This is a genomic window from Burkholderia sp. LS-044 (assembly GCF_004803625.1).
In the GTDB taxonomy this organism is placed as follows: domain Bacteria; phylum Pseudomonadota; class Gammaproteobacteria; order Burkholderiales; family Burkholderiaceae; genus Burkholderia; species Burkholderia cepacia.
Map to the genome: position 1 here is coordinate 458,071 of NZ_SSWO01000001.1, position 14,350 is coordinate 472,420.

Below are 14,350 nucleotides of genomic sequence, written 5' to 3' on the forward strand. Positions count from 1 at the left end.
TTCAGGACACGTGTTTCAGGAATTCCTTCAGGCGCGGGGTCGGCGGCCGGTCGATCAGGTCGACCGGATGGCCGTCCTCGGCAATGCCGCCCTGATCCATGAACAGCAGGCGCGTGCCGACCCGTTTCGCGAAGCCGATCTCGTGCGTGACGACGATCATCGTCATCCCTTCGTTGGCGAGATCCTGCATCACTTTCAGCACTTCGTGGCGCAATTCCGGATCGAGCGCCGACGTCGGCTCGTCGAACAGCATCAGCCGCGGCCGGATCGCGAGTGCGCGCGCGATCGCGACGCGCTGCTGCTGGCCGCCCGACAGTTCCGACGGGTAATGATTCGCGCGCGATTCGAGGCCGACCTTGTCGAGCAGCGCCATCGCCTGGTCGCGTGCGTCGGCACGTGACGCGCCGCGCACCTGGATCGGCCCGAACATCACGTTCTCGAGCGCGGTCATTTGCGGAAACAGGTTGAACTGCTGGAACACCATGCCGGCTTCGAGCCGGATGTTGCGGATCGTCGTCGCGTTGCCGCGCACGCTCTGGCCGTCGACAAGCAGCTCGCCGCCGGTGATTTTCTCGAGCGCGTTGATACAGCGCAGCATCGTCGACTTGCCCGAGCCGGACGGGCCGATCACGACGACCACCTCGCCCGCGTCGATCTTCAGGTCGATGTGCTTCAGCACCGGCACGTGGCCAAAACTCTTCGACACGTTCCGGAATTCGATCATGCTCATAGAATTCTCATCCTCTTTTCGACGAGCCGCAGCGTCAGCGTCATCGCGCCGGTCAGCAGCAGGTAGATGACGGCCACGGCGCTCCAGATCTCGACCGCCTGGAAATTGCCCGCGATGATTTCCTGCCCCTTGCGCGTCAGTTCGCCGACGCCGATCACGATGAACAGCGACGTGTCCTTCAGGCTCACGATGCACTGGTTGCCGAGCGGCGGAATCAGCCGCCGGAACGCGAGCGGCCCGACCACCTTCAGCAGCACGCGCGGCATCGACAACCCCATCGCGAGTCCCGCTTCCGTCAGCCCCTTCGGGATCGACAGCAGCGCGCCGCGCACCACTTCCGCGAGATACGCGCCGGAATTCACCGTGATCGCGATGATCGCGGCCGTCAGGCCGTCGATGCGGATATGCGCGAGCAGCGGCAGCGCGAAATACAGGAACATCACCTGCACGACGATCGGCGTGCCGCGAATCAACTCGATATAGACCTGGGCGAGCACGTTCATCGCCTTCGGTCCGTATGCGCGGAACATGCCCGCGATCATCCCGACGATGAAGCCGCCCACCAGCCCGAAAAATGCGATGAACACCGTCAACCGGACCCCGTCCATCAGGTCCGGCAACGCCGCCCAGATCGCCGACCAATCGAAATTCACTTGTCGCTCCCCGTTCGATTCAAGACCGGCGCGGCCGCCCGGCCGCGCCATGGTGCGCCGTCGCGCTTACATCTTCGGCGGCTCGGCGCCGAACCACTTCTTGTAGATCTGCGCGTAGCGGCCGTCGGCCTTGATCTTCACGAGCGACGCGTTGACCTTCGGCACGAGCGGGCTGCCCTTCGGGAAACCCATCCCGTACTTGTCGCCGCTGACCGGCTGGCCCGCGACCTTCACCTTGCCCTTGCCTTCGTTGTTCACGAAGAACAGCACGTTCGGCGTGTCGTGCATCGCCGCGTCGACCCGGCCGGCTTCGAGCGCGAGGTAGGCCTGGTCGATGTTCGGGAACTGGCGGATCTCCTTCGGCTTCAGGTGCGCCTTGATCCAGTCGATGGTCGCGGTGCCCGTCTTCGCGGCGATCACCTTGCCGTTCAGGTCGTCGATCGACTTGACCGTCGTGTTGCCGGTCTGCACCATCGCCGCGAGACCGCTGTCGTAGTACGGCGCGGAGAAGTCGATCGCCTTCTTGCGCTCTTCCTTGATCGTCATCCCCGACAGCGCGACGTCGATGTTCTGCGTCTGCAGCGCCGGGATCAGGCCCGCGAAATCCATCGGCTGGATCGTGTATTTCCAGCCCTGGTCCTTCGCGATCTCCGCCCACAGGTCGAGATCGAAGCCGACATACTTGTCGCCCTGCTTGAACTCGAACGGCATGAACGACGTGTCGGTGCCGACGACGAGCGTCCCGGTATCCGCGTGTGCGAGGCTTGCGCCGAGCGCGGCAACGACCGCGACGGCTTTCAGGAAGGAACGGCGACTCATGGTTTCTCTCCGCATGATTGAGCGATGTGACCGGCCAGCCGGCCGGCGGTAACGACGACATCAAGCCGCACCGCAACATGCGATGTCGAATTAGACCTTAGTGCAACAAGTGTTGTCAACCGCGATACTACGACAACAAAAAAACGCGCAACGGATAAATGCATCGAAACAAACCCGGGGCGCGCGGCGCGGATAAATCGGAAGAATGGGAGTGTGGCGCGGGGCGATGCACCCGGGCCGGACGGCGGCGCCTAAGCGCAGTTGGCGGTGACCGGGCCGGCTTGCTGCCCCAGGCGTCACGCACGAGAGGAGGAGGATGGCGCGGGCGCCCGGACAATCGTCGCGGCCCGCGCATTGGGTTTGTCAGCGTGAAGCGTCGGCGATCGGGTACGGTGCCGTGCCGGGGCGGCGTCCCCCGCGACACAGGCTACCGCCGGCGTGACTCGACGAATGTTGCGGCATGCGCGCGGAACCGCCGGAAGCGAGGCCCGCGCGCCGATGCGACATCGCTTACACCGCCACCCCGCTTGCCTGATGCGACACGAGCCGCGCATACGCACCCTGCCGCGCCAGCAGGTCCGCATGCCGTCCGGCCTCGATCACGCTGCCCTGCTCCATTACGAGGATCAGGTCGGCATTGCGCACGGTCGACAGCCGGTGCGCGATGATGATCGACGTGCGCTGCGTCATCAGGTCTTCCAGCGCCGCGCGGATCTGCTGCTCGCTGATCGTGTCGAGGTGGGACGTCGCTTCGTCGAGGATCAGCACGGGCGCATCCTTCAGGAACGCACGCGCGATCGCGACGCGCTGGCGCTGGCCGCCCGACAACTGCACGCCGCGCTCGCCGACGCGCGTCGCGAGCCCGTCCGGCAGCCGCGCGACGAATTCGCCGAGCGCCGCATGCTCGATCGCGCGCTGCACGTCCGCGTCGGACGCGTCGTTCGCCGCGAGCCGGATGTTCGCCTCCAGCGTGTCGTTGAACAGGTAGGTATCCTGCGCAACCAGCGCGATGTGCTGGCGCAGGTCGTCGAGCCGCAGGTCGCGCAGGTCGACGCCGCCGAGCGTCACGCGGCCCTGCTGCGGATCCCAGAAGCGCAACAGCAGGCTCGCGACCGTCGACTTGCCGGCGCCCGACGCACCGACCAGCGCAACCGTGCTGCCGGGCGCCATCTCGAAGCTCACGCGGTCGAGCGCGGGCACGCTGCGGCCCGGGTACGTGAAGGACGTCGCCTCGAAGCGCACCGCCGGATCGGCGGGCAGCGCATGCGTGCCGTCCGTCACCGGCACGGGCTCCTTCTCCAGCGCGCGCAGGCGGCGCGTCGACGCGATCGTGTCGGCGAGCTGGCGCGCGACCTGGCCGATTTCGGCAACCGGCATGAAGGCGGCCACCGCGACCAGCACCAGCAGCGGCAACGACTCGCGCGGAAACCAGCCGCGCGCGCACAGCAGCGCACCGAGCGCCGCGACGACCAGCCCGCCGAGCCCGCTCGCGACTTCCAGTGCGGCGCTCTGCGTCGACAGGTCGTCGAGCAGCCTGGCGCGTTGCTTCCGGTACGCATCGACTTCGGCCACGAACGCTTCGCGCCGGCGCGCGACGGCCTGGAACGCGGTCAGCTCCGCGAGCCCCTGGATCGTCTCGGTCAGGTGCGCGCCGAGCTGGCCGAGCGCTTCGCGCGCGCCGGTGCCGAGCCGGTCGACCTCGCGCCGCGCCAGCACCGGTGCAAGCCCGGCCCACAACAGGAACGGCAGCAGCGCGAGCGCGAGCGGCCACGCGACCGACGCGAGCAGCACCAGCACGGCGGCCGGCACGAGCACCGCGACGAACGCGGGCGCCAGCGTATGCGCATAGAAATACTCGACGGTCTCGACGTCCTGCGTCGCGAGCGACACGAGATCGCCGGAACGGCGGCGCAGCAGCCCGGCCGGTGCGAGGCGTTCGAGCGTCGCGAACAGCGCGATGCGCATTTCCGCGAGCAGCCGGTACGCCATGTCGTGCGCGAGCCACGATTCGAGCCAGTGCAGCACGGCCGCCACCGGCGCGATCACGAGCAGTGCGGTGACGAGCGCCGGGCTCACATGGCCGCCCGGTACCGCACCGACCACCAGCGCGCCGATCACGCCGACGCCGATGAACGCGAGCACGCGGCCGATCCCGAACAGCACCGTCAGCACGACCTTGCCCGTCCACGGCCGCACGAACCGCAGCAGCGTCCGCAGCGTTTCCGGCCAGCCGATCTCGGCCGCATCGTCGTTCAGCGGCCGCACCTGCGGGCCGGACGACGCGCGCGCGGTCGCGCCGGCCGTCGTCGCCACGCCGGCCGATTCGGCGACCGCTTCCAGTTGCGGCCCCATCAGCCGGCGATACGGGCCGTCACGCGCGATCAGCGCCGCGTGCGTGCCCTCGTCGACCACCTGCCCCTGGTCGAGCACCAGGATGCGGTCGGCGCCGATCACGCTGGACAGCCGGTGCGCGAGCACGAGCGTGGTGCGCCCGCGCGTGAGCCGGTCGAGGGCCTGCTGGATCAACGCTTCGTTCTCCGCGTCGACGGACGACAGCGCCTCGTCGAGCAGCAGGATCGGTGCGTCGCGCAGCAGCGCGCGGGCAATCGCGAGGCGCTGGCGCTGGCCGCCCGACAGCATGAGCCCGCGTTCGCCGATGCGCGTCGCATAACCGTCCGGCAGCGCCGAGATGAAATCGTGCGCGTTGGCCGCACGCGCGGCGGCGATCATGTCCGCGTCGCTCGCGTCGGGACGGCCGAGCCGCAGGTTGTCGGCGACGCTGCCGTCGAACAGCGTCGCATCCTGCGCGACGACCGCGATCATCTCGCGCACCTGGCCGGCATCGAGGGTACGCACGTCGCGGCCGCCGATGCGGACCGCGCCGCCCTGCGCATCGTGCTGACGCAGCAGCAGGCGCACGATGGTCGATTTGCCCGCGCCGCTCGGCCCGACGATGGCGACCGTCTCGCCTTCGCGAACCGAGAAGCTCAGCGCCGCATGCGCGTCGGCACGACGCCCCGGATACGCGAAGCTGACGGCGTCGAACGCGATCTCCGGCCGCAGGCCCTGCACGCGCGGCGCATCGGTGGAAGGCGTGTGGCTCCGCGCGTCGAGCAGCGCATGGATCGCATTCGCCGCCGACTGGCCGATCATCCCCTGATGCAACACCGACCGCAGGTCGCGCAGCGGCCGGAAGATCTCGCTGCCGGCCATCAGCACGATCAGCAGCGCCTCGAGGCTCATGTCGCCGTGCCGCACGCGCCACGCGCCGACCGCGATCGCGGCGGCCGCGCCGAGGCCGGTGCCGAGATCGGTGAAGAGCCGCGTCAGCAGGCCGAGCGCGAGCACCCAGAACGTGCTGTCGGACAGCGCGCGTGCCTTCGCGGCCAGCTTCGCGCCGAACGCCGTGCCTTGCCCGAACGCCTTCAGCGTCGGCAGGCCTTGCACCGCGTCGAGAAACTCCTCGCCGAACGCCTTGAACGCGGCCGAGCGCGCGAGCGCCGCGCGCTTGTCGGCACGATGCACGAGTTGCGGCAGCGCGAGCGTGACGAGCGCCGCGACCAGCAGGATGGCGGCCGTCGGCACGTCCCACCACGCGAGCACCGCGAAGATCATCACCGGCGCGCAGGCGGCGATCACGAGCTGCGGCAGGTAGGTGCCGAAAAAGGTCTGCAGCTGCTCGACGCCGTCGACGACGGCCAGCATCACGCCGCCCGTGCGTTCGCCGCTGAACCATGCGGGGCCGAGCGCCGCGATCCGGTCGAACAGCCGCGCGCGCAGCGTGGCCTGCACACGCCCGGCCGTGTGCTGCGCGAGCACCGTGCGGCGATGGTCGAGCCACGCGCGCAGCAGCACGCAGACCGCCGTTGCAACGACGGCTTCGCCGATGCTGCGCGCCGGCGCGCCGGAAAAGACCAGCGCCAGCACGCGGCCGAGGAACACGAAGCGCAGGATCCCGACACCCATCGCGAGCAGTCCGAGCGCGACGGCCGCGGCGACCCGCCAGCGCAGTCCCGCCATCATTGCCCATAGTCGTCGGTCGAAATACATGAAGCCCTCCGGTAGTGTCTGGTTGCATTTTTTCTTGACCGGATCGAGGCTACCCGCGCGGCCCGCGCGCGGCAAAAGATGATTTTTCAACGGGTGTTGAGTCAACTACAATACCCGCCATGTCGCACCTCCCTCCCCTCAGCGCGTTGCGGGCTTTCGAGGCGGCCGTCCGCCTCGGCGGGTTCGCGCGCGCGGCGGTCGAGCTGAACGTGTCGACGAGCGCGGTCAGCCACCAGATTCGCGCGCTCGAGGAATCGCTCGGCGCACGGCTGCTCGAACGCAGCACGGGGCTCGGCGGCATCGGCCTCACGCCGGCCGGCGAGCGCCTGCTGCCGGCCGTCAGCGATGCGCTGTCGCGCCTCACCGATGCCTGCGCCGAGATTCGCGGCACCGCGCAACGGCTCACCGTTTCCGCCAACGCGCCGTTTTCGGCAATGTGGCTCGCACGCCGCCTCGCGGAATTCTCGTCGCTTCATCCCGAAACGCCGCTGCACGCCGTCGTGCTCGACGACGAACCGGATTTCGCGCGCAGCGGCGTCGATCTGGCGATCGTGCACGTGCCCGCGCACCGGCTGCGGGACGACGACGACGTGCTGATCCGGGAGACGGTGTTCCCGGTGTGCAGCCCCGAGCTGTTTCCGTACGCATCGGGGCACGTGTGCCGCTCGCGGCTGCTGCAGGAGATGCACGAGGACAGCCCCGAGATCGACTGGCATAACTGGGCATCGGAATTCGGCTTGCCGGACGACTTCGAGACGAAGATCGTCCGTTACAGCAGTTTCAGCCAGGTGATCGGCGCGGCGGTCGGCGGCGCGGGCATCGCGCTCGGCCGCGTGCCGCTGATCGAGCCCGAACTGCGCAGCGGGCGCCTGGTGCCGCTGGTACCGGGCCTCGCACGCGATGCGTCATGGCGCTTCGTGCTGCGTCGCAACCCGTCCGCGCGGCACCGGCTGCTCGATCCGTTGATCGCGTTCCTGCGTCGCGAAGCCGAAGCCGCGCCACCCGCCACGCTCGCGAAGATCGTTGCGCCCGCATCCAACGACAGTCACGCGCGCGGCGCGGGCGGCGCCTGACGGGCCGGCGCACGAAGCCGGCCTCGCCTTGCCTGCCGGCGCCTACGGCGCAGCGAAGAACAACGCGACCACGCACGCCATCCCGCCGAACCACACGAGCGAACGCAGCGACGCCCAGTTCAGCAGGTACATCAGCATGTAGACGATCCGGATCGCGACGAACGCCATCGCGAGCTGGTCGACGCGATGCACGTTCGCGCCGTTGTGCCATGCCACCACCAGCGCGGCCGTGAACAGCGCGAGCGCCTCCCATGCGTTCTGGTGCGCGGCCTGCGCCCGCGCGCGCCAGCCTTCGAGCTTCGCCAGGTAGTCGCGCGGCGTGCGGTTGTCGTAACCCTTGCGGGCCTTCGCGAGAAACGTCATCGTGAACGGCAACAGCGCGACGATGAACAGGCACAGCTGGGACGTCGTCATCAAAAGTCTCCTCCTTTATCGTTACATTGATCAATGACAAGATCGCCGAGAGCTTAGCATTGCGTCATGCCGTTCGCGCACCGGTTTTCTAGACGGGAGACTCGGCTGCGCGGCCTGTCGACAGCCGCGCCCAGCCGGGACGAACACAAAAATTTCCACCAAATCGTCGACAAATACGTTAATTAAAACTGGTCGAACACCAATAAGATAGCGTTCAACACTGGCCCGGCGTGTTTTCGCGCCGGACTGCCGAACCCACGCCGCCGCGCGCGCCCAACGACATCCGATCCGAGACATCGCCATGCCCCGTCCCATCGTCGCCCATATCCGCCCTGACGCCATCCGCCACAACCTCGACTTCATCCGCCGCACCGCCGCGCAATCGCGCGTGTGGGCCGTCGTCAAGGCCGACGCATACGGCCACGGCATCGAGCGGATCTATCCGGGCCTCGCCGCCGCCGACGGCATCGCGCTGCTCGACCTCGACGAAGCCGTGCGCGTGCGCGAGCTCGGCTGGGACAAGCCCGTGCTGCTGCTCGAAGGGATCTTCGAGCCGGCCGACGTCGAGCTGGCCGACCGTCATCGGCTGACGGTGTCCGTGCACTGCGACGAACAGCTCGACCTGCTGATCGCGGCAAAGCCGCGGCAGCCGATCGACATCCAGCTCAAGATGAACTCCGGGATGAACCGCCTCGGCTACCGGCCCGACGTTTTCCGCGCGGCGTGGGAGCGCGCGGCCGGCGCGCCGTCGATCGGCAAGATCACGCTGATGATGCATTTCGCGAACGCCGACGAAGGCCAGGCCGACTGGCAGCTCGAACAGTTCGATGCGGCCACGGCGGGGATTCCCGGCGAGCGTTCGACGTCGAACTCGGCGGCCGTGCTGTGGCATCCGCACGCGCACCGCGACTGGGTGCGGCCCGGCACGATCCTGTACGGTGCATCGCCGACGGGTGCGTCGCGGGATATCGCCGACACGCCGCTGATGCCCGCGATGACGCTGACGAGCAAGATCATCGGCGTGCAGACGCTCGCGCCGGAAGAAACCGTCGGCTACGGCCGCCGCTTCACGGCCGACCGGCCGATGCGGATCGGCGTCGTCGCGTGCGGTTATGCGGACGGTTATCCGCGCCACGCGCCGACCGGCACGCCGATCGCGGTGGACGGCGTGATGACGCGCATCGTCGGCCGCGTGTCGATGGACATGCTGACCGTCGACCTGACGCCGTGCCCGGACGCGGGCATCGGGTCGAGCGTCGAGCTGTGGGGCGACCAGGTGAAGGTGGACGACGTGGCGGAAGCCAGCGGCACGATCGGCTACGAGCTGATGTGCGCGCTCGCGCGTCGCGTGCCGGTCGTGATCGTGCCGCCCGGTGCGTCGAGCGAACAGCCGGCGCTGCGGACCGGAAGCTACGGGCGCTGACACGGGTCGCCGCGGCAGCGCGCTACGCCGCAAGTGCCGCTTCGGCTGCGGGCTGCCTCGGGCAGCCCGTTCGTTTTCCGGTGTACGGGACAGGCCCGGGTTACGGCCCTTCCGCGCCGTTCGCCGGCCTTCGACGTCGCACTACGAACGCCACGTCGGCTTGCGCTTCTCGAGGAACGCGTCGATCCCTTCGCCCGCATCCTCTTCCATCATGTTGCGCGCCATCACGTCGCCCGCATACGCATAGGCTTCGTCGAGCGGCAACTCGCGCTGGCGATAGAACATCTGCTTGCCGTACCGCACCGCGGCCGGGCTCTTCGCGACGATCTCGGCGACCTTGCGTGCGACGGCCGCGTCGAGCGCGTCCTCGGGCACGGCCTCGTTGACGAGCCCCCACGCGGCGGCCGTCGCCGCATCGACGAAACGCCCGGTCACGAGCATGTCGAACGCGCGCTTCGCCGTGACGTTGCGGCTCAACGCAACGGCCGGCGTCGAGCAGAACAGCCCGACGTTGATGCCCGATACCGCGAAGCGCGCGGTATCGGCCGCGATGGCCAGATCGCACGCGGCGACGAGCTGGCAGCCGGCCGCCGTCGCGATGCCGTGCACGCGTGCGATCACCGGCACCGGCAACGCGCGCATCGCGAGCATCACGCGGCTGCACTGCGCGAACAGCGTGCGGTAGTAATCGAGCTCGGGCGTGCCGCGCATCTGCCGCAGGTCGTGGCCCGCGCAGAACGCCCGGCCTTCGGCGGCCAGCACGACGCAGCGCACGTGCGGATCGGCCGCCAGCGTATCGAACGCATCGTGCAGGCTCGCGAGCATCGCCTCGGATAACGCGTTGAATTGCTGCGGGCGATTCAATCGCAGCGTGACGACGCCGTCGTGCGCGTCGCGCAACAGGATCGGCTCGGCAGTCTCTTGATCGGGTTCCATGATGATTCGCTCGACGGGGTTCGGCAGGGTTCGGCAGGGTTCGGCACGGCACGAACAGGCGGCGGTGATGCACGCCCGTTCACGGCACGGTGTTGAAATCGTCCTCCACATTCCGTGCGGCGTCCAGTCGCGTGGACGCGCATGCACGCGCAGTAGCCGGCGTGCCGTCGTGCAACAACCAGGCGACTCGCGCATCAACCGCGCCGTTGCGCGGCCCTCGCCGTGCCTGCCGTCCGCGCGGCAAGAGCGGCCGTCGCATAGGCGATACAACCGACCGCCGCGATCGCCCATAGGGCGGCGGTCGGATTCGGCAGCAGTATCGTCGCGGCGCTGGCGATGGCCACACCGAACAGGCTGCCTGCCTGTCTCGCCGCATTGAGGAATCCCGACGCCACGCCCGCCGCGTCCGCGGGCACCTGTTCGAGTACGGTCGCGATCATCGGCGCCACGGACAGCGCGGTCCCGGTGCCGAACGCGGCCATCGCCGCCCAGGCCACCGGCCACGGCGCACGCAGCGTCAACGCGGCCGCGAGTGCCGGCATGGCCAGCGCCGCCATCCCGAGGCCGTTCGCCATCAGCCGGACCGGATGGACACGGCCTTGCAATTTTCCAGACAGCAGATTGCCGAGCGACAGGCTCAGCGCGAACGGCAACAGCGTCAGCCCCGTCTGCCGCGCGCTCATGCCGAAGCGCCCGTGCAGGTACAGGCTCAGGACGAACAGCAGGCCGAAGTACCCGACATAAACGAGGCTGCCCATCAGGTTCATCGCGACGAAGGTGCGATTGCGAAACCATGCCAGCGGAACCATCGGATCGCGAGCACGCCGTTCGATGATGACCAGCGCGCCGGCGGCAAGACCGGCGACCAGCAGCGCGCCCCGGACTTCCGCCGCACCCGGGCCGCGCGTCGGCAGCTCGATCACGGCAAAACACAGCGCACCGAGCGCGATCGCACCGACACACTGGCCGGCCCAATCGAAGCGGCGCGCATGCCGCGCGACCGACGCCCGAACGAGCACGGCCGCCCCGGCAAGAGCGACCGCACCGGTCGGCACATTGATCAGGAATGCGCTGCGCCAGCCGAAATCGTCCACGAGGACGCCGCCCAGCACCGGGCCCACGGCCACCGCGACCGACGCGATGCCCGCCCATACCGCAATCGCCCGCGCCCGCTCGGCAGGCACGTCGAAGGTGCTGCGCACGACCGCGAGCGACGCGGGTAAAAAGAGCGCGGCGCCCATGCCCTGCACGAATCGCGCGGCCACGAGGACGGCCACGGACGGCGCGAAGCCGCATCCGGCCGATGCCGCGACGAACAGCGCCAGCCCCGCGAGATAGACGTGCTTGGCACCGAACCGGTCGGACAGCGCGCCGCCCGCGAGAATCAGCGCGGCGAAACTGAGCGTATATGCGTCGACGATCCACGCGAGCGCCGCGACCGTCGCACCGAGATTCGCGCGCATCGCGGGCAGCGCAACGTTGACGATCGTCGTATCGAGTACCGCCATGAACATGCCGATCGCGACGAGCGCAAGCGTGAAGCGGCGTTCGCGGGCCGTCGGGCGGCACGCTGTCGTGATGGATACGGGAAGGGAAACGGGATGGCAATCGGGCATGAAACCTCCAGGCAGATCCCGGGAGTCTAGAAACGGCACACGATGCAGAAAAGTGATAATTTCGCATTTGCCTGATGCAGATATGCATCTCCACTCCCCGCCGCCGCCCTGCCCGATGACACTGCCGACCCGTATGAACTGGGACAACGCCCGCTTCTTCCTGGCCCTTGCGCGCACCGGCACGCTTCGCGGCGCCGCGGCGCAACTGAACGTCGATCAGGCGACGGTGGGGCGTCGGATCGCCGCGCTCGAAGACGAACTCTCGGCCCGCCTGTTTCTCCGAACCCCGACCCTCTATGTGCTGACGACCGCGGGCGAAGCGCTGCTCGAACCCGCCGAAACGATGGAACGGGCGTCGCTCACCATCGAGCGACGCGTGATGGGGCTCGACGAGCAGCTTGCCGGGTCGGTGCGCATTGCCACGACCGACTCGCTCGGCAAGCGTTTCGTGATTCCCGCCATCGCCAGCTTGCGGCGCAGGCATGCCGGCATCGACGTCGTGTGCGTGACGTCGGCCGAAATCGCCAATCTCACGCGCCGCGAAGCGGATCTCGCGATTCGCACGTTGCGGCCGGAATCACCGGACCTGATCGTCAGGCTGCTGGGGCATCTCGAAACGGGCATCTACGCATCGCGCCGCTATCTGGCCGAGCGTGGCGAACCGGTCGCAGGCAGTGCGTTCGAAGGACACGACCTGGTGATGTACCAGCAGCCGGTGGTGCCGACGATGTGGGACGCCCTGTGCGGCGAACCGACGTCGCGCGGCCGCGTGATGTTCCAGACATCATCGACGATGATGCTGGTCGAGGCCGCGCTTGCGGGGCTCGGCATAGCGGAGCTGCCGTGCTTCCGCGCCGAAGCCGAGCCGGAACTGGTGCGCCTCATGCCCCGACGATGCAATCATTTCGACGTGTGGCTCGTCGCACATGCCGATCTCTACAAGACCGCACGCGTGCAGGCGGTGATCGAAGCCGTCGTCGACGAATTCGCGAGCGCCGCGCCGGACGCCCGGTAACGAACGGGGGACCGCTTCAGCGCGCGACCGGGAGCCGCCGCTGCGCCACCCGCGCCCGCCCGGCCACAGATGCCCGACGCCACCAAGAAAAAAGACGGCACCCATGACACCAATGGCCAGCACACCGCCCCGGATCGCGCCGAACGTATTCATCCGCGCAGTCATCGCGGGCGTCTGCGGTGCGGAGCGGACCTCGACCGTCGCACCGTCCTGCAAGCTGACGTCGCCGACGCGCGTCAGCCCGCGAGCTTCTTCAACGCGTCGAGCACCGCGTCGCCCTTGAACGGCTTCACGATCCAGCCCTTCACGCCGGCGGCCTTGCCGCGCTCCTTCATTGCCGGGCTGCTTTCGGTCGTCAGCATCACGACGTTGACCGTCGAATTCGCCAGTTCGCCGCGGATCTTCTCGACCATCGTCAGGCCGTCCATGTTCGGCATGTTCACGTCGCTGATCACGAGGCGCACGCCGGGCGTCGCCTTGAGCTTCGCGAGCCCGTCCTTGCCGTCGACGGCCGTCGCGACGTCGAGCCCGTGATTGCGCAGGAAACCCGCGACCTCGTCGCGCACCGTGCCTGAATCGTCGACCACCAGAATCTTTGCCATGCTGTATTCCCCTTTCCTCTTTGCGACTTCAACATTCAAAACAGTTCGAGTTCACCCGATTCGACCATCGGCCCCACGTCCTGCACCGATTCGCGGAAATCCTCCGGCGACCAGCTCAGGCTGAACACGAAGCGCTGGTCGATGCAGACGGCGCGCCCCGATGCCGGGTCGGTCATCCGGTACTTGAAGCAGAGCTGCGGGCAGTCGCCGCCGAACGAGATGAACTTCTGCTTGTGATTGACGACGAGCGGCACCTGCACCGGATGGCGCGCCAGTGCCTCGGCGTCGCCGAGATAGCGGTTCTTGAACGCGCCCCACACGAGATTGGTGAGCTCGCCGAGCACGCTGTTCACGTCGCGGAAATCCGGCGCGCGGCCGGCGTCGCGCGTGCCGCCGAGCATGTCGAGCAGCGGCTGCTCGCTCGTCTGCAGCAGCATGTAGCCGCGGCACCACGCGCTTTCGAGCGCGATCAGGCTGAACACTTCGCCGAAGATGATCTGGTCGCGCACGATACACGGCGTTTCGTGCTCGATCGTCATGCCCGGGAACAGGCCGTCGAGGCGCGCCTCGGTGATCTCCGAGATGCCGCGCACGAGCGCGTTCGGGTAATCGCGGCCGAACAGGTATTCGTCGATCGCGCGCTTGAGCGGCGTCATGTCGTCCGCGACGTAGGCCGCGCACGCGACGCGCGCGAGCGCCTCCGGCAACCCGTCGCGCGACGCGTGCGCGTCGCGGCGCAGAATGATCGGCAGCTCGGGGCGCAGCGCATCGATCTGCGTCGCGATGATCGCGCTCTCGGCCGGCGAGCCGCCGTAATCCTCGGCCAGCAGGATCGCGCCGAGGTCGATGTTCGAGCGCAGCACCTTCAGCAGCCGGTTGCGCCGCACGGTCAGGCCGACCAGGTTGTGCTCGTCGCAGAAACGCTTGATCGCGTCGGCGTGCGCGCGACTGTCGTCCAGCACGAGCACCTTGCTGACGGGTTGGTCTACGGTCATCTCAAGGTTTCCTAATGGTCGGTC

The 14,350-nt window shown here is 68.4% G+C and carries 12 protein-coding genes; 3 read left to right on the forward strand and 9 right to left on the reverse strand.

The genetic code is table 11. The features are described 5' to 3' along the window. Window position 1 precedes the first annotated feature (1 nt). The 4 genes from glnQ to E9536_RS02025 all read right to left on the reverse strand — a co-directional run bounded on the left by glnQ (window position 2) and on the right by E9536_RS02025 (window position 6,252). Window positions 2-730 (reverse strand): glutamine ABC transporter ATP-binding protein GlnQ, encoded by a 729-nt coding sequence (gene glnQ / locus E9536_RS02010; RefSeq protein ID WP_027791283.1) that lies wholly within the window; start codon window positions 728-730, stop codon window positions 2-4. Continuing rightward, window positions 727-1,434, reverse strand: a complete 708-nt coding sequence (gene glnP / locus E9536_RS02015; RefSeq protein ID WP_021160890.1) for a glutamine ABC transporter permease GlnP — start codon at window positions 1,432-1,434, stop codon at window positions 727-729. The genes glnQ and glnP overlap by 4 nt, the downstream gene beginning before the upstream one ends. A 15-nt stretch (window positions 1,435-1,449) precedes the next feature. After that, window positions 1,450-2,202, reverse strand: a complete 753-nt coding sequence (glnH, locus tag E9536_RS02020) for a glutamine ABC transporter substrate-binding protein GlnH (protein ID WP_136469186.1) — start codon at window positions 2,200-2,202, stop codon at window positions 1,450-1,452. Between the two features lie 510 nt (window positions 2,203-2,712). Beyond that, the gene (locus E9536_RS02025) at window positions 2,713-6,252 is read right to left on the reverse strand and encodes an ABC transporter ATP-binding protein (protein ID WP_136469187.1); all 3,540 of its coding nucleotides are present in this window, start codon (window positions 6,250-6,252) and stop codon (window positions 2,713-2,715) included. Between the two features lie 119 nt (window positions 6,253-6,371). Here E9536_RS02025 and E9536_RS02030 point away from each other — a divergent pair, with 119 nt between their 5' ends. Next, window positions 6,372-7,325 (forward strand): LysR family transcriptional regulator, encoded by a 954-nt coding sequence (locus E9536_RS02030; RefSeq protein WP_124531538.1) that lies wholly within the window; start codon window positions 6,372-6,374, stop codon window positions 7,323-7,325. 42 nt (window positions 7,326-7,367) lie between these two features. On the opposite strand, the gene E9536_RS02035 is transcribed toward E9536_RS02030, so the two are convergent. Beyond that, window positions 7,368-7,739 (reverse strand): MAPEG family protein, encoded by a 372-nt coding sequence (locus tag E9536_RS02035; RefSeq protein ID WP_060315229.1) that lies wholly within the window; start codon window positions 7,737-7,739, stop codon window positions 7,368-7,370. Between the two features lie 301 nt (window positions 7,740-8,040). Here E9536_RS02035 and alr point away from each other — a divergent pair, with 301 nt between their 5' ends. Beyond that, window positions 8,041-9,162, forward strand: a complete 1,122-nt coding sequence (gene alr, locus E9536_RS02040) for an alanine racemase (protein ID WP_136469188.1) — start codon at window positions 8,041-8,043, stop codon at window positions 9,160-9,162. Between the two features lie 141 nt (window positions 9,163-9,303). On the opposite strand, the gene E9536_RS02045 is transcribed toward alr, so the two are convergent. After that, window positions 9,304-10,098 (reverse strand): enoyl-CoA hydratase, encoded by a 795-nt coding sequence (locus tag E9536_RS02045; protein ID WP_059683810.1) that lies wholly within the window; start codon window positions 10,096-10,098, stop codon window positions 9,304-9,306. A 194-nt stretch (window positions 10,099-10,292) separates the two neighbouring features. Continuing rightward, on the reverse strand, window positions 10,293-11,714 hold the full coding sequence (locus E9536_RS02050) for an MFS transporter (RefSeq protein ID WP_124838285.1): 1,422 nt from the start codon (window positions 11,712-11,714) through the stop codon (window positions 10,293-10,295). A 133-nt stretch (window positions 11,715-11,847) separates the two neighbouring features. Here E9536_RS02050 and E9536_RS02055 point away from each other — a divergent pair, with 133 nt between their 5' ends. Then, complete coding sequence (locus E9536_RS02055) at window positions 11,848-12,729, forward strand: LysR family transcriptional regulator (protein ID WP_059696527.1); 882 nt, start codon at window positions 11,848-11,850, stop codon at window positions 12,727-12,729. 236 nt (window positions 12,730-12,965) lie between these two features. Here E9536_RS02055 and E9536_RS02060 read toward each other — a convergent pair whose 3' ends face one another. Together E9536_RS02060 and E9536_RS02065 are read right to left on the reverse strand one after the other, a co-directional pair. Then, a complete protein-coding gene (locus E9536_RS02060; protein WP_011355572.1) occupies window positions 12,966-13,331 on the reverse strand; it encodes a response regulator in 366 nt (121 codons plus the stop codon). 35 nt (window positions 13,332-13,366) lie between these two features. Continuing rightward, the gene (locus E9536_RS02065; protein ID WP_060085069.1) at window positions 13,367-14,326 is read right to left on the reverse strand and encodes a chemotaxis protein CheX; all 960 of its coding nucleotides are present in this window, start codon (window positions 14,324-14,326) and stop codon (window positions 13,367-13,369) included. Window positions 14,327-14,350: the final 24 nt, after the last annotated feature.